Below are 21,118 nucleotides of genomic sequence, written 5' to 3'. Positions count from 1 at the left end.
TTTTTTGGAATTGTTTGACCGGTTTAAGTGGATACGTCGTTACTGTGAAGTGGCGGCGTATTTTCGCTTTTTTTAATGATCAATTGAATCATAACAGAACTAAAAAATTCAGGAGCGCGGAGTTATCTGCGTTCCTGAATAACCTCTTGATACAACTGTCTATTCCGACAATGCTTCCAGTATTTCTCGTCTTGTCTTCCGGAAATGATCGCCTTCCGTATCGTAGAGTGTCCAGTGGAAGACGGTCAGGCGGCACAGTTCTTTAGCCAGTTCCGGATCTTTCCGTTCCAGCATCTTCAGTAAGGTATAATCGGCAATGCCGTCACGCATGGCTTCCAGACGGATAGAACCGTATAACTTGCCATTGTCCGGATAGACGATCCAGCTATCCCCTCCGGGTAATGTGTTTCCGCTTTCCGTGTTCATCAGGGTTGTTTCTTTATAGGGATCGTTATTGGCAAACCATTGATTGAATCCCCAGTGCAGATATCCTGTTGCGCCATATTTGAAGTTCAGCCAGTGGATTAACCGGGTCTTTATGAGCGGTTGCTCCAGGAAGCGGTTGGCAAAGTCTCCTTGCGGAGCCAGGCAGGTGTAAAACCATACTTCGTCGCCCTGCTTCTGTCGTTCGCGGTAAAAATCATATCCGTCTTTATAGAAGTTCAACTGCGGTACCCAGATATCCAGAGTATTTTCCAGGTCGTGCGAATGACAGGCCTCTATGATCTTGATCTCCGGTGCCAGTTGTTTGATAAACCGGGCAATCTCGACATAACTTTTTATATTGGAGCTGATCGGCTCGTCCGCAATGTGCTGGGCATAGATTTCTCCCATTTGCTGCTCTTTCAGATGAGCCGTTAATGAAGGGATGAACTGTTTGTAGAAGTTTTGTGCCCGGGGAGAAGACATCGGGTATTGTACCCGGGTCTTTTTGCCGTCTTTATATTCCGGAACATAGGGTTCGAACTGGCTGTCCCAGTTGCCGGTGCGTCCCGCTATATGTCCGCCTTCGATCATCTTTAGAGCACCCGCTTTTTTGAATATAGAGACCATCTTGTCGAACTGGGTGTAATCGAATGTATACGTCCCGTCTTTCTCTGAAAATTCAACGTATTGCAAGGGAGAGATCAGTATGACATTGGAATAGCATTCTTTCAGTTTCAGGGCTAATTCCTTGATCATATCCCAGTAAACGGGGGAGTAAAGTTCTACCTCTTTTCCACCGTTAAATATCTTCATTTTCTCAGGTGAAGTACCAAACCAGTTGGTCACCCATAAAGAAGGTTCTTCCATGACGACCGGATATACTTTGATCCGTATCTCTTTCTCCTGGCGGAAGAGCTTGCCGCCAGCTTTGCCTGTTAACCGGAACGTCGCTTTATAGTCGCCGGGTGCGGCATCCGAAGGGATGTTTGCCGTCAGCCAGATAGGCTGTGCCATATCCCGTTCCACATTCCACCGGTCTTTCTCGATGATCGGGTCCGGATAGTAATGGGATAAGGAGGTGATCGCATCTTTTGCCCGGTCAGGAGTTTGGCGGCCTACCCGTACAAAATCGACAAAGCCTGAACGCACAGCCGGTAAAGTAACCCCTTGTTCATTCGTGAAAGGAGACACCTCTATCGCCAGGTCTTTCAATGTAGCAGCACTACGGACAACGAACTGAAATGTCGCATGTTCGCCTGCCGCCACTTCTTCCGTCTCGTTGTATTCCGGAAAGAAGTTCGATTCCCTGAATACTTTCAGGAAAGGATCTACCTGTGCGAAACTGATCGTATCTTTCGTATCCGATGTGTTTGCACATGCCATAAGTAAAATGCAGAAAGATAAATAGGCTAGATGTTTCATGGTGTATAGCTTTTAAACTTATGATTGACAAATTATAGGTAAAACCCAGTAAGGATTCTCCCGAATGCTTACTGAGTTTATTGAGTTATCGATGTATGTTGAAAAACTTTATTCCAGTGCGGATGCGCTGGCTACTGTCGGCCAGTACGGATTCTGATACAGGTTGGATGTCTCCAATCTGGAATCCGGAGAAGCCAGAGTCATTTCCAGGATGGAATAAGGACTCAGATAGTAGGCTTTCATCCAGTTATATCCGTTCCATACCTCGTTGTTTTCTTTTACTACACGGTACGGACGTATATATTTGCTGTCATTCCGGTTTGAAATGTTCGCAGAAGAAAGTCCGTCTTTCTGTTCGATCAAGGCAGATTCATTCGTCAGTTCACCGGCATCGTTCCTCTTCAGGTAAGCCGTGTTCTTGTGCATCTCTGTCCAGAAGTTGACACCTTCGGGAACGTACGGCCCCATGTTTTCCGAGAACAATGCATCGAACGAACGCCAGCGGATCAGGTCATCCCATCTTCTTCCTTCCCCGATAAATTCGCAACGGCGTTCACGGCGAATGTTATAAAGGGTAGGATCCACTTTCTGCGAGCCGGAGTAAACACCCCAGTCCGGTTCCTTGGAAAGGTCGGTCGCAGCGATCGTTTTCGTGAAATCGGCATCGATACCCGCCCGCTCACGCAACTTTCTCCAATAAGAGGCCGCTGTAGCGTCGATCGATCCGTTCTTCAGGTAAGATGCTTCCAGATAGTTCAGATAGGCTTCGGCAGCACGTGCGGTTACGATACCGTTCGTACCCCGTACCCCGTTACGTATCTGCGCAAAATCATAACAGAAGGATTTACGCTGACGGAAACCGGTACGGTCGCGATGTTCTGTCAGACCGACTACCTCCGGTGCGTTATAATATTGAAGCGAATCTTCATTTCCGAGCACAGTCGTTTCACCGAATAAGAATAACTGCAGACGGCCGTCGCGGTCTTCTTTCTGCTGGTCGATCGTTATGTCTCCCTTGTAGCCTGAATTGGCGGCATAGATAGGCAGCCCGTTCTCCATCAGGAAAGCGTCGACGTAACTTTTCGTCATACCGTTGTTTCCTCCCTGCTGTATGTAAGCCATAAAGCCGTGGGTCACACTCAGGTCGGCATCGAAATCACGCCAGAGTATCACTTCATCCAACGTGCCCGGAGTCGGCATCGAGAACATTTCAAAATAAGGATTCCATCCGTAGATCTGGTTGATTGCCGGATTCATCACCATCGTGTTCTGTGTCAGTTCATGGCTGTCGGCTACTTCTTTCGCAGCGTTCATCGCTTCCGTCAGGAAGAAACTGACTTCACCGTCGATATTGAAGCTCTTCCCCGAGTTGTAAGCTTTGTCGGCACCCGGCCAACCTTGTTCTCCCGGAACACGGGGTGTCCCTTTGTGATATTTTTCAAATGTACCTTCATATAAGGCTACCCGTGATTTTACTAAATAAGCCAGTTCCTTTCCGATACGAACCTTGTTGAAAGCAGTACCGCTTTTCAGCATGGAGATAGCGCGGTCGAGGTCTTCCAGGATGAAACGAGCCACTTCATTACGCGGGGAACGCTTGCTCAACTCTACCAGTTCTGACGTTTCATCGACCGGTACGGTCGTTATGATAGGATAATCGCCATACGATCTTAAACGGTCGAAGTAAACCGAGGCACGCATAAAATAAATCTCCCCGATATAATGCCGGATATTTTCCTCCGTACCGGAGATGCTACCTGCCTCATATTTCGGTAAAACTTGTTCCAGGAAATAGTTCATGGCACGTATCAGCGAGAAATCAGGGCTGCCGGAAGAGGGTACCAACCAGCGGTTGGAAGCAAAATAAGTTGTATTGGCTTCCCCTACAACCATATTGTCCGTGTTTCTGTCCGCATTCAACGGACCGGCTGCATAGGCATCTGCATAACTGGGGATGATCGAATTATAATAGTTGATCGCATAGGCTCCCAGTTCTTCTGCCGAATTGAAGTATTGCTGGGGAGTGATACTGGAGATCGGCTCTCTGTCCAGAAAATCATTGCACGACGGCATCGACAGACCGGCTGCCGCTACAATCGAATAGATATATATGCTTTTAAAATTTAGTTTCATGATCGGATAATTTAGAAATTAACATTTAAACCAACAGATATAGTTTTACACAATGGATACAGCTTGCCGTCTCCATAATCTCCGCCGAGAGTTTCCGGGTCGAATACGCCGGTAATGTCAGATATCGTAAGCAGGTTGTCGCCGGAGATGTAGACACGGACAGAAGACATGCCCGCCTTTGAAACCCATTGTTTCGGCAATGTATAGCCTACTTGGATGTTTTTCATACGGATATATGCTGCGTTCTGCAGGTAACCGCTCTGTACATATTGGTTTTTAGCTCCGTCAAAACTAGCCCGTGGGTAATAAGCGTTCAGGTTCGCTCCCAGAGGATCGTCGGCTCCGCGCCAGAAGTCCCAGTGTTCTGTGAACCCGGCCGATTGCCACATTCCGCCTGAAGCACCCCAGAAATACGGGCCGCTTAACCAGTAATCACGTTTGGCTATTCCCTGGAAGAATACGGAAAAGTCGAGACCTTTCCAGGAAGCATCCAGCGTTAAACCGAAGTTATAACGAGGTGTGCTGTTACCGATGACCTTACGGTCGCCCGGTTCGTCTACCGTATTGGCACCGCTGTTGATAACGCCGTCTCCGTTCAGGTCGGCATACATGATATCACCTGCACTCCAGCTGGCTCCCCAACTAGGCTTGTTATTGGCAAGGTGTGCGTCCATTTCTGCCTGCGACTGGGCGATGCCTACAGTAGTGTATCCCCAGATCTCGTTCAGCATTTTCCCGTTGTAGTGAGCGATATCCAACGATCTCGACTCATTCGGGTATCTGGTGATCTTCTGTTTGGCGTCAGACAATACGAATTTTGCTCCGTAGTTGAAATCACCGACACGGTCTCTCCAGGACAGTTCCAGTTCAAAACCGTACGATTTCATATCCGAGTTATTGATTTTCGGAGGGGAAGCACCCAGTACGCCCGGTAGTTCGGGAGCCGGACCGATCATGTCGTATGTGTAACGTGTAAAGTAGTCGAATGAACCTGTTAAACGGTTGCCGAGCAAAGCCCAATCTAGACCGACATCCCACGATTCGATCGTTTCCCATGTTTTTAAAGAACTGACGATACCCGGCAGTCCGGCTACGTTCGGTTTCGTTCCGTCGACCAGCCACGTACCTGTAGCAGTCCCTGTCGGCATTGTCTGATAGAAAGGATACCAGGCATCTTTCGTGTCCGTATTTCCCAACTGTCCCCAGGATGCTCTCAACTTCAGGGTGCTGAAAAGATTCGACCAATCACTGAAAAACTCTTCACGGGCAATGTTCCATCCTCCGGATACGGAAGGGAAGAATCCCCAGCGTTTATCGCCGATGAAACGGGAAGAACCATCGTAACGACCGTTCAACTCGACCATATAGCGATCTTTATAGTTGTAATTGATACGTCCGAAGAAGCCTGCTACCGAGTTTTCTGCCCGGCCGCCGGTCACTTTCTGTTCCGATGTTGTCTGGCTCAGGTAAGGAGTTTCTCCTGAGATCAGCTTGTCGCCTCGTCCTGAAGTCGTATCGTATTTCGTTAATTCCGCGTTGAAACCGGCCATCACTTTGAAATAATGGTCATTGATCGTTTTAGAATAGTCGGTATAGATATTTGTTGTAAAATAATCTTCAGTATACCGATATTCATATACACGGCTGGCCCCCGGTGAATAAGAAGCGCCGCCATCCCAGCTGACATAATACGGAGATCCGTCTGCGTAATAGGCGGAAACCGGTAGTACGGCGTAATGCTGGTTATTGGTATGCGTACGCATATTGCCATCCACATTGATCGTCCAGTCTTTGATCGGTTCGAACTTCAATCCTATCTGTTGTGTATAGTAGTTTTTCTGGTGTGTCTGCTTACCACCATCCTGCATCTGGATCAATTCCATACCGTCGGTCAGGTGACCGTTGTCATCATATACCGGACAAGTCGGCCAGCGGCGGGCGATATTATGGAAGAACAAGCCGGTCATATAAGTGGGACGGCTGTAGTCCTCGCGTGTCCATTTGTTGGTATAATTCAACGTTGCCCAATCTGTCAACTTTGCCGAGATCTTTGCGTCCATGGTGTAACGTTTGAAACGGTCTTCCCCGAAACGTATCAGACCCTGCTGGTTCAGGAAACTACCGCTGACACGATAAGTGACTTTTTCTGATCCGCCGCTGACGCTCAGATTGTGCTCATGCGAAGGTACCCAGTCGCGGTATACTTCTTTAAACCAGTTCGTGTTGGCATTCGCTCCTGCATACATATTCCATTTACCTTGTGCGTTGGGTGTCGAGACAGTCGATATTTTTCCAGCCTGGTAATCCTGGATACGCTGCATCACCTCGGCACTGAACACGGCACTTTGTCCGGCATTAGCTGCGGCTGCATTGAAATACTGGGCGAATTGATATGAATCCATCATTTCCGGTATCTGCAGTGCATCCGTGAAGCGGACGTTACCCGTATAGTTTACATTTACTTTTCCGGATTGTCCCCCTTTTGTCTTGATCAGGATCACACCGAAAGAGGCGCGTGAACCGTAGATCGAAGATGAGGCGGCATCTTTCAATACGGAGATAGATTCGATATCGGCCGGGTTGATCGTGTTCATATTACCTTCGATACCGTCGATCAGGACCAAAGGAGATGAACCGGAACCGTCACCGATCGTACCGGCACCACGGATGTTTACATTCATCGTGTTATCCAGTGTTCCTCCGTTACTGTTCACCGTAAAGTTCAAACCGGGAACAACACCCTGCAGGGCTTGAGATACATTCTGAACGGGTCTCGATTCGATCACTTCCGCATTGACCATGCTCACGGCACCGGTCAAATTGACTTTCTTTTGTGTACCGAAACCGACTACAACCACCTCGTCGAGTGTTTGTGAGTCTTCCTTTAACTGTACTCTGATGGCATCCTGACCGGTGTATTTTACTTCTTGAGTAACATAACCGATAAAAGAGATTACGATGACGTCTCCTTTTTTCACGTTTGATAAACTGAACTTACCGTTCATGTCTGTGACGGTTCCGTTCGTTGTTCCTTTTACTACCACGGAAGCGCCGGTTACGGGACCGAACTCATCCTCAATGGTCCCTGTGATTTTTTCTGCCTGTTGCGTGATTGAAGTTTCAGTACCCACTTCAGAAGCATACACGTTTCCTCCGAAAGAGAGGGCTAATGATAGCAGCAGAAAGCTAACAGTTTGTGTTTTTTTCAGCATAATAGTGTCTTTAATTTTGTTTAAATTGAAAGCTTTTAACTCTAAGGTATCCCTAAGTTAATCAGTTGTTTACGCGTCTAGCGCAGCTCATTTCATACTTCTCCTCTATATAAGTTCTGATAGAACTTATTCTATTTATAAATCTTTGTATGAATGATGAGCCTATATGTTCTATGTTATAGAGGAATTATCCGGGTTGATATCATTTATATTATATACGTGGTGCTTATTTTAAATAAATTATACAATCACTAGCCTTTGTTGATAAAATCTTGCGTTAAAAGATGAAATATTAAAAAATATATTATATATTTGTGCCGATAATAAAAATAGTTCTATCAGAACTATGATACTATTTTTAGGGCAATTTCTTTTCTGCTGCTGTACTTTGAAAAAAACACTCATCTCTTTTGCCATATATAGAATAAATCTAATAATTAAACTATTCCATTTTAATATATCACTGATATGTCAAAATGCTATTTTATCTTCTAATGGCTGGTTTGTAATGAACCGCTTATAAGATATTCGGATTTTGTGCTGTTCTCAAGAAGTTGAGGAATATCATAAAGATTTATTTACTTGGATAATGCGTTCAATTAGCTTGTTGTATTTCTGTTTATTGTCCCGGATTATTCTTATGTGGTGAAATTGTAGTCATAGTGTAATTTGGATGCTCTCTTTTGTTAGTCTTGTTTTAGATGGTTAATCCTGTTGAAAAACATATATTGTGTTCTCGTCTTGTTACTTTTTGATGCGTTTTTTGAGTGTAATTAACATATATTTCATTTAAAATGAATCACCAACTCATTTAAAACAAAAAATAATTCGTTTAAAACGAGTTTGCAAAAAAAATTGAAAAGGCTGAGGAATGGGTTTAGAAAGGATTATAGTTAATATATGTTTAATTGAATATTCTAAAAGGACTTTTTATCAGATGACTTGGTTACGAAAAGAGGCTTTATTCGAGTATTGTGTCATAAAATACGGTACTTTGCCTTTATTTTGTTATTTATGCTTTTATATGATGATATTAAAGCCCGTAAACTTTTTAATATGAGCAGAATTTCGTAATATTGCTTATTACTAACTTTAATAGGTGAGATTATGGAAAAGCAGACGTTTAGAAAGAAACTAGTGACTCCAAAACATGTTGCGATAGCAGTTAGTATGCTTATCCTTTTTGGATTACTGTATTTGAATGAGATACGGCAGCCGGCAGCCTATATTCTGATCCTTGTTTTTATTGTGCCTGCATTATACTCTTATAAGATTGACAAGGGTTATCTGACACAGGGTAACTTTGTGGCAATCCCGGTAAAAGATATAGAGAAGTTATTTATCAAGCAATCGGGTAGCGTAGTAATCTATTATGGCAAGCCTTATAAAGACAAGGAGTATACCAACACCGTCCATCCGGTCGATACCGAAGGTTTTGTGGCTGCTTTACAACAAGTAAATGAAGAAATGACTATCTTGCGCGAAAATTCGTGAAATGGATAGAGTCTTTAAATCTAAGATCGGATGGTGGTACCATCTGTTGATTATTGTGTTGGCAATCCTGTGTGTCGTATCCGTATTGCATCAGAATGTTGCAGCAATTGTTAGTACATTAGTTGCCAGTGCGTTGACATTGCATGTGTTTTTCAATACCTACTATGTGGTTACGACTGACGGAATGTTGTTGCTCCGCTGTGGCTTTTTTCCTAAAAAAGAAATCGCCATAGCCGATATAGAGGCGTTGCAACCGTCTATTCTTCCCGTTTTCAGTTATTCTTTATCTCTGGACCGGATCGTGATCTGGAAAGAAGGTAAAATGTGGATGCTGATATCTCCGCAGAATGAAAAAGAGTTTGTGAAGTTACTGAAGAAGTTCAATCCGGATATCGAGATTAGGAATAATATTGGGATATTATGAAAGCGACTTTCAGAAAAGATTATAGCCACTGGTCGACATGGTTTCCCGTTACTGCCTATTTCCTTGTGGCGATAGGACTGTTTGTTGCTATGAGTATGGATCGTACTAACTATTATATGTTGATGATGCCTTCTGCCTTTATTCTTTTCTATGTGTTAATGATGCGGAATCCTTATCATCTGACAAATGATAATAAACTTACCGGAAATGGAATTATAGATGTGGAACTGATTGACAGACTGGAAAGGAAAAGTAAGGGAGTAACAGTGTATTATCTTTGGCCGAACGGGAAAGCAGAGCAAAAGCGTTTCTTCCCTCTGAAAGATATTGACGCTTTCATATCTACATTGCAGGAAATTAACCCAAATATAAAACTTAATTAAATCTGATAACATGAAATACGATGTTGCTATAATTGGCGGGGGACCAGCCGGTTATACAGCTGCTGAAAAAGCGGCAGCGGGTGGATTATCCACTGTGTTGTTTGAAAAGAATGCGTTGGGCGGTGTCTGCCTTAATGAAGGTTGTGTTCCTACAAAAACACTTCTTTATTCGGCTAAAGTGTATGATACCATAAAACATGCACAGAAATATGCCGTCAAGGCGGAGAACCCTACTTTCGATTTTCCTAAAATCATTGCCCGTAAGAATAAGGTCGTGAAGAAACTGACAGCCGGTATCCGTATGAAGATGACGGAGCATGGTGTCGTTGTCGTTAACGGCGAAGCGGAGATAAAAGGGCGTGCTGCCGACGGTACGATCTCCATTGTATGTGGAGAGGAAACGTATGAAGCTGCAAACTTATTGCTGTGCACAGGCTCGGAAACGGTTATTCCTCCTATCCCCGGATTGGCAGAAACCGACTATTGGACAAGCCGGGAAGCCTTGCAGACGAAAGAACTTCCTGCTTCTCTCGTCATTATCGGCGGTGGGGTGATAGGTATGGAGTTCGCCTCTTTCTTTAATAGTATGGGAACCGAAGTCCATGTGGTGGAAATGCTGGATAAGATACTGGGCCCGATGGATAAGGAGCTTTCTGAAATGCTTCAGGCTGAATACGCCAAGAGAGGCATTCGGTTTTATCTGGGGCATAAGGTGACAGCCGTTCACGGAGGTGAAGTGACCGTAGAGAAAGATGGGGAGAGCTTCGTGATCGAGGGCGAAAAAGTGCTTTTGAGCGTGGGGCGTCGTCCGGTGACGAAAGGATTCGGACTGGAGACTTTATCTCCGGAGCCTTTCCGTAACGGCATAAAAGTAAACCAATATATGCAGACATCTCTTCCGAATGTCTATGCCTGCGGGGATATCACTGCGTTCTCTCTGCTGGCCCATACGGCAGTCAGTGAGGCGGAAGTAGCGGTTAAACATATTTTAGGTAAGTCTGGGGCCGGTATGAGCTATAAAGCAATTCCGGGTGTGGTCTATACCAATCCGGAAATAGCCGGTGTAGGCAAGACGGAGGAAGAATTGCAGGCGGAAGGAATCCCTTATATCGTGAAGAAGCTGCCGATGGCTTTTTCCGGCCGTTTTGTGGCGGAGAACGAACAGGGTAACGGCGTTTGTAAACTGATCCTCTCGGAAGACGAGACGGTGATAGGAGCGCATCTGTTAGGTAATCCGGCTTCCGAACTGGTTGTTATCGCAGGCATCGCCATTGAAAAAGAAATGACGGCCGAGGAACTGAAATCGATCGTATTCCCGCATCCGACAGTCGGTGAAATTATAAAAGAAGCCTTATAATAAAAACCTTTTATACATGAATGGCGATGTGTCAGAAAGCGATTAGCGACCGCAGATGACGCAGAATTCACAGAGTCTCGCAGATTTATATATTAATAATCATATAGTCTGCGAGACTCTGCGCTCTGTCTGCGTATTCTGCGTTCTTTATTACGGACTTTTGACACATCTCCATTTTATTTTAGCAGTACCACTTCCTGTTATTGTATCGTGCGGAAAGGTATTTGCAACGTCTCTTCCGAAGATGTACGAGTGCCAGCCTTTGTCTGGATTTTTGGTCCCGGGATGAGGGGGCTGTAATTTAAGACATGGCGTACTCTTGTGTACTGGTCTTCCGTAAATTTGTTCGTGAGACTGTATGCGTAATCCATCAGATTGTCGGAAATGAACTCCTCTCCCTGGCAGTTGCTCCGCTGCGACAAATATTCGAGATCATAATTACCTGCGGGTAGTCCTCCCAGCCACGCATCGTATTCGACTTTGTTGTAGGAAGGTGTATCTTCGCAATAGTCCGTATCCTTGCACTCATTGGCCGCTGCACCGTTCTCGTCTTCAGCAAAAGGATGATGCAGGCCCAGATAGTGCCCCAGCTCATGTGCGAGGGTAATAATCGGATCGTTCGGACTGTATTGGCTAACTCCTGCATTTATATAGTTCGTGTTGATGGATACACAGTAAATGTTCGAAAGTTGTGACGCCTGGATATTTGAATAGTCTGTCAGTGTCAGTCCTTCCAGATAATTTTGTTGCGTTGTCAGCGGTAAATGTGAGACACCTAGTACATCATCCTCCTCGAAAGCATAAAGGAATACATTGATATATGAGTTAGGATCTTTCATTAGCTTGTAATGGTCGGTCCCTTTTTCACTGTACATAAATTCTTCACAACTGATGGAAGCTGTGGCGGATGAAATTGGTTCTATTTCAGCTATTTTGAATGTGAGATTCATATTATTATACTGATAGAGCTTGTTGACGGCAGTCAGGATCGTCTCTATCCTGCTTTGCGGAACATTCTGTGCACTGTTATTGTACAGGACGTGGAAGTAAACAGGCAATTCGTAAGCATATCCGTCTATATCGCCGTTACCCGCGTTTTGTGTGACGGTGACGGTTTTCTGTGTCCGGTGGGATGTCACGATGATCGTCGCCCTTCTCGGTTTGTCATTCAGGTTGGCCCCGACAGAAAGGCTGAGGGTCTGATTTCCTGTTCCTTCGGTCTGGGAGATGCTGCACCAGCTAGCCGAACTTTCTGCCGTCCAGGAAGAATTACAGATGATATCCACCGTCAGAGAGACACCCTCGCTGCTGACTTCGTCGAATGCCGATGCCGATAATTCGACTGCCGAAGAATCGGAGTCACTACAGCTTACGGTAAAGAGCGCCAGGGTGCATAAAGTGCATATAAGGAATAAATATTTCGTTTTCATAACTGGAAATTTTGTTATTGAGAGTACATGATACAAAGATAATGTTTTTATCCCTACCTTTGCACGAAATAAAAAATACATGGATTTGTTTGAAGGATATGTAGGCATTCGTTTGTGGGACGGACAGCTGATAGATGATGTCATCTTCACGCTGCTGCTATCCTTGCTTATTGCCTTTGCCATAATATTCCGATCTAATTTTCAGCATTTTATAAAGATGATGAAAGATGTGATATACTTGAAGGAGCGGCAGAACCTGTTTGACGAAACGATAGGGAAGAGCGGATCTTTCTTTCGCAATTTTATGACTTTTCAGGCATTGTTTCTTTGTAGTATCGCTTTGTTTTCGATAGGCCGGACACGGGGAATGGTCGGTTTGCAGGGGGAGAAAGAGGTCTTGTTGGCTATTGCCGTCCTTTTTGGTGTGCTGTTCTTGTTCTATCAGTTCAAACAACTGAGTTACTATCTGTTGGGATTTGTGTTTGCAGCGCCCGATAAGTACAAGTTCTGGAAAAAAAATTATAACGCCATTATGGGAGCATGGGGCATTTTGTTATATATTCCGGTAGTGTGGTTGATGTTCGTGGGAAGTAAAACATTGGCTCCCGTAATAATGTTTTGTATTTTCTATTTTTTGTGTCGTTTTGTAATAATTTATAAGACAATACGTATATTTCACAAGAATAATGTCGGTTTTTTATATATTAGTTTGTACCTTTGCACCCAAGAAATCTTACCCCTTATATTTTTGTATGAAGGTATGATTTTTTTGTATAACTTTATTGAGACGAGTACTCTATGGCATTGAACATCAAAAAGTTGCTGGTATCACAACCGAAGCCTGCATCCGAGAAGTCACCGTATTTCGACATTGCAGAGAAATATGGGGTCGAGATCGACTTCCGTCCTTTTATCAAAGTAGAAGCTCTTTCTTCCAAAGAGTTTAGACAGCAGAGAATTTCTATTCTGGACTATACGGCAGTAATCTTTACCGCCCGTACAGCTATCGACCACTTTTTCCATTTATGTGAAGAACTACGTGTCACTATTCCGGAAACAATGAAGTATTTCTGTATGACGGAAGCTATTGCAGTTTACCTTCAGAAGTATATTGTATACAGGAAGCGTAAAATCTTTTTCGGTCAGACCGGAAAGCCTGAAGATCTGGTGACTGTTATTGCAAAACATGCAAAAGAAAAATATCTGGTGCCGGTTTCTGACGTGCATAAAGATGATTTGTTAAGTTTGCTTGAAGCGAAGAAGATCAACTATACAAAGGCCGTGATGTATAGAACGGTAAGTAACGAATTTGCTAAAGATGAGGAGTTCGATTACGATATGTTGGTATTTTTCAGCCCTTCAGGTATTTCTTCTTTGTTGAAAAACTTCCCGAATTTTAAGCAGGAAGATATAAAGATCGGTTGTTTCGGCCCTACGACAGCAAAAGCTGTAAAGGATGCCGGTTTGCGATTAGACGTGGAAGCGCCAACACCTGAAGCTCCTTCAATGACGGCTGCTTTGGATTTGTATCTGAAGAAAGAGTTGGGCGGAAACAAAAAGAATGGAAAATAGAAGGTATACCCTTTCAAAAGAAGAACGCCTGTCGTGGAAACGTTACATTGACCTGTTATTTGAAAAAGGACAATCGTTTGTAGCGTTTCCACTGCGGGTCGTTTATTTACCGCTGGAGGAAGAGATGTCTGTTCCCGTCTCTATCCTGATCAGTGTCCCCAAAAAGAAATTCAAACGTGCCGTAAAACGGAACCTGATCAAACGTCAGGTACGTGAAGCTTATCGGGTACGTAAATACGATCTGATCGATCCGTTGACAGAAAAAAATCAACGCATGCTGATTGCTTTCCTCTATCTGGATAAGGAAATACATCCCTTCACCGATATGGAAAAGGCGATGACGAAAGCGATCCGGATCTTGCGTGAAAAAGAATAATGAAGAAATTCTTTACTGCACTTCTCCTGTTGCCGGTCTATTTCTATAAATATTGTATTTCTCCTATGACACCGGCTTCATGCAGGTATACACCTACCTGTTCCGAATATGCTGTGCAAGCCCTGAAAAAATATGGTCCCGTCAAAGGACTTTACCTTGCTGTCAAACGGCTGCTCCGATGCCATCCCTGGGGTGGGAGCGGGTATGACCCGGTTCCCTGAACCGATCCCTATCCTTTACTTTACTTCAAATTCTTTGTTGAAAGAGATGATTCTCTTATCATCTGTTATCACGTCGATAAGCAGGCGGTATTTTCCCGGTTGCGACGGTGCTTTGATATGTTTGGCTGGTTGTTTATCTGTGATAGTGAGTCCGAAAGGATAAACCATTTCACCTAGTGGATCGTTTTCATATATTCGGGGTTCTTTTAATGTTTCGATAGCAATTGCCCCGTTAGGAGTGTTGTAAATCACGCAGCGTGAGTCTTTTGGTTCGATCAGTTCGATAGATTTGATGTCTCCGGCATTCCATTGCAGTATATGTTCGATGTTTCCGAAAACTGGTTCGCCATTCACGACAATATTCAGCGGTGTATTTTCTCCGCCTAGGGAACTGTATTTTGCCGATTTCCAAACGATAGTCAGTTCGTTGTAGTCTCTTTCCATCTTCTCTCTTTCTTTGGATTCCTGGTATGCAGCCGCTTTCTGTAATAATCCAATCTCGCCGGTGCCGCTTCCCTTGCTCATTATCAAACTTATTTTTGTGAATCGGTTCAATAAAGAACGTATACTTTGACCAGAGCGTTTAGACAAGGTCTCTTCGCCGATAAAATTATTGGGATTCCGGTTCATTTCCCGGAAGTCAACTTTTTTATGAGTTTGTACGGTTACATTGTCGATATGATAAACACGTTGTTTATTTTCATCGATACTGTATCGGATGCTGGTATCACCCAGTATAATATCTGTTTGTAGTCTGGTTCTAGGGAATAGTGGGTTCGATATTGTGACTTCCGGATATGTTTCTTCTAACAAGGTAAACGAGCAGTTTGCTTTTTTCCCTTTATTGTTTTTTCCGGTCAACAGAAATCCGGTTCCGTTCGGGTAATTGTCGACCGGAACAACGAAGTTCCCCTCTTGATCAATTTCGCCGGAATAAAAAGAAAGATCTTTTGTGTTTTGTACATCAATTAGTCCGGGACCGAAAGGCTTGTCTTTGTCTTTTCTGGCTTTCCCTGATAGGAAAAGTCCGTCTTCGATAGGATATTTGTAAACCATTCCTTCTTTTAATATGGTTTCAGGTGCAAAAAGAACAAAGCGGGTTGTATATAACCAATGACTTAACTCCGTATTCAGGTCTTCTGTCTGTAGACTATTTATAAATGGGAAACGAATTGGTGATGTGATGTTTCCGCTAAACCATAAAGTTGGGTAGGCTTGTGTAGCAAGTAAGTCATGTTGTCGGGCTATCCGAACGAAAACGGAACTATTCTGTGGGGTATCCAGTTGAAATTTCAGGGTATCTTGTGGGGATACAGCTGTTTGTGGTAATAAGCAGTTGAATGTAGTTTGTTTTTCATCCAAGCCTTCTTGCCATAAAATACGTTCACTTAACAAATTTAATTCGCTGTCTGTCAAAAAAAGGGCGAGTATTCCTGTCGAATAATCGGATAAGTTGACAGCAGCTATCTTCTCTTCGGCATGAAAGGGTATTTCTTGTAGTCCTTTATTGGCATGATACAGGAATAGCCGGAAATGACTCCCTTTTTCGTTTGATAGGATACGGCATGACAAACGGTTTCTATTTATAATAGCTTGTAAAGTGGCTTCTTCGGGATTTATTTTCAGAGGGAAAGAAAAGAAACGTCCGTCATATTCTGTCTGTAACCGATATTGTTTATCTGTTTCCGGTTGGAAAGTGAACTTTCCTAACCCATTTTCAGAAACAGGAATATGATGTATTATTGTATCGTTTTTTTCATCCAAAAGGGTAGTCTGGGTATTGGAGACTGAGAAACCGTCATCATCTGTTAGCTGAAATACTACGTTTTGTTGGAATCCGTTCACGAATTTGCCTCCTTCTGGAAAAAAACGGCTATGTATTTCGCTGGTAGGCTCTTTTTTTTGCGGCTGTGTTGTTCCCAATAAAAATGGGGCGATCGCAAAGCTTTCTGTTGAATAGTTTTGCATAAGTCGGGTATATGCCCGTAGGTAACAGATATTAGTATTCCATTCTATTTGTGTTGGGATGAAAGTATAAAAATAACCTTTTTCATCACACGTTACTTTTTGTCTGAGCAAGAGAGAATCGTTCTGGTTGATGCATTCCAGATAGATATATCGACTGTATGGAAAGAAATCCTGTGTGTTTGCAGCAAGTAGTTGGCCTCTGACTAACAGTGTATCATCAGGCATACAATTTTCCTTTTCTGGAACAAGAAAAATGTGTTCCGCCCGGAAACTTTGAGCGGAACTATATTGTAAGTAGAATAGAAAAGTTAATGTTAATATGAATTTTGACATATTCCGTTTTTATTTGAAAACAACTCGTAAGATTCCAATTCTAGACAAAGCGTTTACACATCCATTGTCTCCCCAGTATATTGAATAGTAGAAATGTTTCATAATAGTGGTGTTTTAATCATTAGTAAATGCAATATATAAAAAATACATGTATAAACAATTATGTTTATCCTAGTAGTTCATTATATTTGTTTTTTATCATGGAACAATTAAAGAAGACAGACTTTATATATGCAGTATTATGATATACATACCCATGCGGAACAAACGGCTGTAGTGGAAAATGTGGTTACCTGTTATAATGTGGTTGTAAAGGAGAAGACAATTTCTGATCTACCTTTCGGGCAACCTTTATCTTGTGGTATTCATCCGTGGTATATACAGGCAGATAAGATAGAAGATCAGCTAGCCCGTTTTCGGGACTTAGCCTGTAAGAGGCAGGTTATAATGATTGGAGAAGCCGGTTTGGATAAACAGGTGTCTGCATCGTTCGATCTACAGGTTAAGTTGTTTGAAGAGCAGATTCTTATTTCTGAAGAATTGAAAAAACCTCTGATAATCCATTGTGTCAAGGCATGGGATGAATTGATCGTAATTCGTAAAAAGCACAATCCCTCGATGCCTTGGATTATTCATGGTTTCCGGAAGAAAGGTGACTTGGCAGAACAATTGTTGAAACAGGGTTTTTATCTGTCTTTTGGGGAACATTTTCAGGAATCGGCTTTACGAAAAGCATGGCCTGATCATCTGTTGATGGAAACAGATGAATCGTCTTACCCTATACAGACTATTTATCAACGTATTGCTTTTACTCTCCAAGTGTCTGTTGAAGAATTAAGTAGGCAAGTAGAACAAACAATACGTCGCTTGTTTCTGGTTAAATGAATGTTCTTTTTATGTTGCGTTTATGTTCACTTTATAATTTGTGTATCCGCATAAAGTCGTATCTTTGCCCGCATTAACTATATAATAATGAATAATTAAAACGATGAATTTTGTTGAAGAATTAAGATGGAGGGGCATGATTCATGATATGATGCCCGGAACAGAAGAGCAGTTACAGAAAGAAATGACTTCTGCGTACGTAGGCATTGACCCGACGGCCGATTCATTACATATCGGACACCTTGTTAGTGTAATGATGCTGAAGCATTTGCAGCGTGCCGGACACCGTCCTATCGCTCTGGTCGGTGGTGCCACCGGTATGATCGGAGACCCTTCAATGAAGTCGGCAGAACGTAATCTGCTGGATGAAGTAACACTTCGTCACAATCAGGACAGTATAAAGAAACAGTTGGCTAAGTTCCTGGATTTCGATTCGGATGCTCCTAACGCAGCCAAGTTGGTGAACAACTACGACTGGATGAAGGATTATTCCTTCCTGAACTTTATCCGTGATATCGGTAAGCATTTGACTGTAAACTATATGATGTCGAAAGACTCGGTAAAGAAGCGTCTTAGCTCCGAATCGAGTGTAGGGATGTCTTTCACTGAATTTTCTTATCAGTTATTGCAGGGGTACGACTTTTTGTTCCTGTATCAGAACGAAGGTTGCCGCTTGCAGATGGGTGGTTCCGACCAATGGGGTAACATCACTACCGGAACGGAACTGATCCGCCGTAAAACGGGTGGTGAAGCATTTGCCCTTACCTGTCCGTTGATCACGAAAGCCGACGGTGGTAAGTTCGGTAAGACTGAATCGGGTAACGTATGGTTGGACCGTCGTTACACTTCTCCTTATAAATTTTACCAGTTCTGGTTGAATGTAAGTGATGCCGATGCAGCAAGATATATCAAAATCTTCACAGACTTGAGCAAAGAAGAGATCGCTGCCCTGGAAGAAGAACAGGCTGCTGCCGCTCATCTTCGTCCTTTGCAGAAACGTCTGGCAAAAGAAATCACTGTGATGGTTCATTCTCTGGAAGATTACGAAGCAGCTGTTGAAGCTTCCAATATTCTGTTCGGCAATTCAACTTCCGAAGCATTGAAGAAGCTTGACGAAGATACGTTGCTGGCTGTATTCGATGGCGTTCCGCAGTTTGAGATCAGCCGTGATGAGTTGAGTGCCGGTGTAAAGGCAATCGACTTGCTTACTGAAAAGGCTGCCGTTTTTGCGTCTAAAGGTGAGATGCGTAAATTGGTACAGAGTGGCGGTATCAGTCTGAATAAGGAAAAACTGGCTGATGCAGAAACGGTTATCGACTGTTCTTCCCTGTTGGATGAAAAATATCTGTTGGTTCAGAGAGGTAAAAAGAACTATTACCTGCTGATCGCAAAGTAAGAAAAATAAGAAAAACGCTTGCAGGGTAAGATTTTATTCTTACCTTTGCATCGCTTTAGATAAAGCGCCGGATTGTCCCATGGTGTAATGGTAGCACTACAGTTTTTGGTTCTGTCTGACGAGGTTCGAGTCCTCGTGGGACAACAGAGTGAAGAGGTCTGAGACTTATGTCTCGGACCTCTTTATTTTCTCTCCCTTTTGGTGGCATAATTTATATTTCATAGAAAACTGCTTAAATGTTTAGTTCAAATAAAAATAAATGGATATTTTTGGTGGCACATTACATCTTTAGCAATTGAAATATGCCTTATTCTTTGTTATCCGATACTGAATTGTGGGACCTTTTCCTGAAAGGAGACAAAAAGGCATTTGCTCATATTTACCAAAAACAATACCGGTTGTTGCTGGCTTATGGCATAAAGCTCTGTGATGATCCGGAACTGGTCAGGGACTGCATTCAGGACCTGTTCGTGAAGCTGCACACAAATCGGAAAAACCTCAGTCCGACCCTCAACATCAACATTTACCTTATTTGTGCGCTTAAACATCGTCTGTTCAAAGAACTGTCCAATTCCATGCGGATGGAGACGATCGAGGAATTTCTTTTCGATCTGGCTGTCGATGAGGAATTTATGGATCGTTTCACTGATAATGATGAAGAATGGATGCAGAAAAAGAAACTTCAGAAAGCCATAGAGCAACTCTCCTCACGCCAGAAAGAGGCTATCTATCTCCGTTTTATCCGCGATCTGTCCTATGAGGAAATAGGGGAGGTGCTGGGTATTAATTACCAGTCATCCAAAAACCTGATCTCCCGGACGTTGGTCAAACTTCGTGACTTTTATCTCTCTCTTTAGGAAGGAAAATTAGCTTGTAAATGTTAAAATCTTATCCGATTCGTCTTTTTCTTCAAAAAGTTGAGTACTATTTTGAATGGGAGGTGTTCTTGGTATAAATAAAGATCAATAAGGATGAAATCTGCTACAGGTAAAGAACAGAAGATACAGTTTGGAAAAATGGCCCGTAAACAGCTTCCTCTCTATCGGCAATACGAAGAAGAAAAATATAGCGAAGGGGAGCAGGAAAGTTGGCATGCGATCACCGAACGTATTGAAATGACGGAGCGGCGTACCTTACGGCGCAAGGTCCTTTATGCTGTTGCTGCAGCAGTAGTCCTGTTCGCAGTCGCTGGCGTCTCTTTCAGATTATATATGGTAACGGCAGATGAAAGACCTATCGAAGAACTGGCTCAAACTTTCCAAACACCGCAGGAGGCAGGTGATAAGATATTACTTGTCACCACCGGCGAAAAGCAAATGGACGTCGATGATAATGCCAGCCTGAAATATAAGAATGACGGGACGGTCGTTGTTAATTCACAGACTGTAGACCAGAATGTCGTTTTCGACAAGAATCAGCCTGCCGTCTATAACCAGATCATTGTCCCTAAAGGGAAACGGACCCATATCTATTTTGCCGACGGAACGCATATTTATGTGAATTCGGGAACCAAAGTCACGTATCCGGCAGTATTTGCCAGGGAAAAGCGGGAGATATATGTAGACGGAGAAGTATACCTGGAAGTGAAACGTGACGTAAACCGCCCATTCTATGTGAAGACGGAAGGCATGAGCGTGCAGGTATTAGGAACATCCTTCGGGGTCTGTGCTTATCAGGAGGATAAAGAATCGTCGGTAGTACTGGTTTCCGGAAAGGTAGAAGTCGAGACCAAAGCCCGGCAGAAAGTGACTTTATCGCCTGACGAGTTGTTCAGCATGGAAGGATCGGTGACAAGTACGCGGAAGGTGGATGCCTCGGAATATGTTTGCTGGACCGAAGGATTGATGATATTCAACAAAGAACCGTTGGACTCCGTATTCAAACGCTTGTCCCGCTATTACGGGCAGGAGATCAGATATGAACATAAAAAGGGCCAGCCTTATTATGTGAGCGGAAAATTGGATCTGAGGGATAGCCTGGAAGAGGTCCTCGGCCTGGTTGCAGGTTTTGCCCCGGTAACATTTAATAAAACAGATCACATCATTACTGTAGAAGTGATCGAGTGATAAAATATAAATCGAGATTA

Annotated in this window: 17 protein-coding genes; 12 read left to right on the top strand and 5 right to left on the bottom strand. The window is 43.3% G+C overall.

All coding sequences use genetic code 11. The annotated features are described in order from the left end of the window. Window positions 1-159 precede the first annotated feature (159 nt). From DWW23_RS12765 to DWW23_RS12755, 3 genes are all read right to left on the bottom strand, one after another. The gene (locus DWW23_RS12765) at window positions 160-1,848 is read right to left on the bottom strand and encodes a DUF4091 domain-containing protein (protein ID WP_122353669.1); all 1,689 of its coding nucleotides are present in this window, start codon (window positions 1,846-1,848) and stop codon (window positions 160-162) included. A 108-nt stretch (window positions 1,849-1,956) separates the two neighbouring features. Beyond that, a complete protein-coding gene (locus tag DWW23_RS12760; RefSeq protein ID WP_122353668.1) occupies window positions 1,957-3,981 on the bottom strand; it encodes a RagB/SusD family nutrient uptake outer membrane protein in 2,025 nt (674 codons plus the stop codon). Between the two features lie 11 nt (window positions 3,982-3,992). Next, on the bottom strand, window positions 3,993-7,193 hold the full coding sequence (locus DWW23_RS12755) for a TonB-dependent receptor (protein ID WP_122353667.1): 3,201 nt from the start codon (window positions 7,191-7,193) through the stop codon (window positions 3,993-3,995). A gap of 1,107 nt (window positions 7,194-8,300) precedes the next feature. On the opposite strand from DWW23_RS12755, the gene DWW23_RS12750 reads away from it, so the two are divergent. The 4 genes from DWW23_RS12750 to lpdA are packed head-to-tail and all read left to right on the top strand — an operon-like array spanning window position 8,301 to window position 10,851. Further along, a complete protein-coding gene (locus DWW23_RS12750; protein WP_122353666.1) occupies window positions 8,301-8,687 on the top strand; it encodes a hypothetical protein in 387 nt (128 codons plus the stop codon). A gap of 1 nt (window position 8,688) precedes the next feature. Continuing rightward, window positions 8,689-9,111 carry a PH domain-containing protein gene (locus tag DWW23_RS12745; protein ID WP_122353665.1) on the top strand — a complete coding sequence of 141 codons (423 nt, stop codon included), beginning with the start codon at window positions 8,689-8,691 and terminating at the stop codon, window positions 9,109-9,111. Further along, entirely contained in the window at window positions 9,108-9,494 is a 387-nt protein-coding gene (locus DWW23_RS12740; protein WP_122353664.1) for a hypothetical protein, read from the top strand. The genes DWW23_RS12745 and DWW23_RS12740 overlap by 4 nt, the downstream gene beginning before the upstream one ends. Before the next feature lie 10 nt (window positions 9,495-9,504). Beyond that, on the top strand, window positions 9,505-10,851 hold the full coding sequence (lpdA, locus tag DWW23_RS12735) for a dihydrolipoyl dehydrogenase (RefSeq protein WP_122353663.1): 1,347 nt from the start codon (window positions 9,505-9,507) through the stop codon (window positions 10,849-10,851). Window positions 10,852-11,051: 200 nt separating this feature from the next. Here lpdA and DWW23_RS12730 read toward each other — a convergent pair whose 3' ends face one another. Continuing rightward, window positions 11,052-12,281, bottom strand: coding sequence for a zinc-dependent metalloproteinase lipoprotein (locus DWW23_RS12730; protein WP_158583183.1), 1,230 nt, complete (start codon window positions 12,279-12,281; stop codon window positions 11,052-11,054). Window positions 12,282-12,360: 79 nt separating this feature from the next. Here DWW23_RS12730 and DWW23_RS12725 point away from each other — a divergent pair, with 79 nt between their 5' ends. From DWW23_RS12725 to yidD, 4 genes are read left to right on the top strand one after another with little or no spacing between them, the layout of a single operon-like run. After that, window positions 12,361-13,089, top strand: coding sequence for a DUF4271 domain-containing protein (locus DWW23_RS12725; RefSeq protein ID WP_122353714.1), 729 nt, complete (start codon window positions 12,361-12,363; stop codon window positions 13,087-13,089). Further along, window positions 13,086-13,853, top strand: coding sequence for a uroporphyrinogen-III synthase (locus tag DWW23_RS12720; RefSeq protein WP_183670590.1), 768 nt, complete (start codon window positions 13,086-13,088; stop codon window positions 13,851-13,853). The genes DWW23_RS12725 and DWW23_RS12720 overlap by 4 nt, the downstream gene beginning before the upstream one ends. Then, the gene (gene rnpA, locus DWW23_RS12715) at window positions 13,843-14,229 is read left to right on the top strand and encodes a ribonuclease P protein component (protein WP_122353660.1); all 387 of its coding nucleotides are present in this window, start codon (window positions 13,843-13,845) and stop codon (window positions 14,227-14,229) included. Before DWW23_RS12720 ends, rnpA begins: the two co-directional genes overlap by 11 nt. Then, on the top strand, window positions 14,229-14,450 hold the full coding sequence (gene yidD, locus DWW23_RS12710) for a membrane protein insertion efficiency factor YidD (protein WP_122353659.1): 222 nt from the start codon (window positions 14,229-14,231) through the stop codon (window positions 14,448-14,450). The genes rnpA and yidD overlap by 1 nt, the downstream gene beginning before the upstream one ends. Before the next feature lie 15 nt (window positions 14,451-14,465). Here yidD and DWW23_RS12705 read toward each other — a convergent pair whose 3' ends face one another. After that, window positions 14,466-16,643 carry a hypothetical protein gene (locus tag DWW23_RS12705; RefSeq protein WP_122353658.1) on the bottom strand — a complete coding sequence of 726 codons (2,178 nt, stop codon included), beginning with the start codon at window positions 16,641-16,643 and terminating at the stop codon, window positions 14,466-14,468. Between the two features lie 339 nt (window positions 16,644-16,982). Between DWW23_RS12705 and DWW23_RS12700 the strand changes: the two genes are divergently transcribed. The 4 genes from DWW23_RS12700 to DWW23_RS12680 all read left to right on the top strand — a co-directional run bounded on the left by DWW23_RS12700 (window position 16,983) and on the right by DWW23_RS12680 (window position 21,098). Next, on the top strand, window positions 16,983-17,636 hold the full coding sequence (locus DWW23_RS12700; protein WP_122353657.1) for a TatD family hydrolase: 654 nt from the start codon (window positions 16,983-16,985) through the stop codon (window positions 17,634-17,636). A gap of 103 nt (window positions 17,637-17,739) precedes the next feature. Continuing rightward, entirely contained in the window at window positions 17,740-19,032 is a 1,293-nt protein-coding gene (gene tyrS, locus DWW23_RS12695; RefSeq protein ID WP_122353656.1) for a tyrosine--tRNA ligase, read from the top strand. Window positions 19,033-19,334: 302 nt separating this feature from the next. Next, a complete protein-coding gene (locus DWW23_RS12685; protein WP_122353655.1) occupies window positions 19,335-19,889 on the top strand; it encodes an RNA polymerase sigma factor in 555 nt (184 codons plus the stop codon). Between the two features lie 114 nt (window positions 19,890-20,003). Further along, a complete protein-coding gene (locus DWW23_RS12680; RefSeq protein ID WP_122353654.1) occupies window positions 20,004-21,098 on the top strand; it encodes a FecR family protein in 1,095 nt (364 codons plus the stop codon). Window positions 21,099-21,118: the final 20 nt, after the last annotated feature.

The sequence above is a fragment of the Parabacteroides sp. AF14-59 genome, assembly GCF_003479515.1.
Lineage (GTDB): Bacteria > Bacteroidota > Bacteroidia > Bacteroidales > Tannerellaceae > Parabacteroides > Parabacteroides faecis.
The sequence above is the reverse complement of the archived record's forward strand: the minus strand, read 5'-3'. Positions and strand labels throughout refer to the sequence as shown.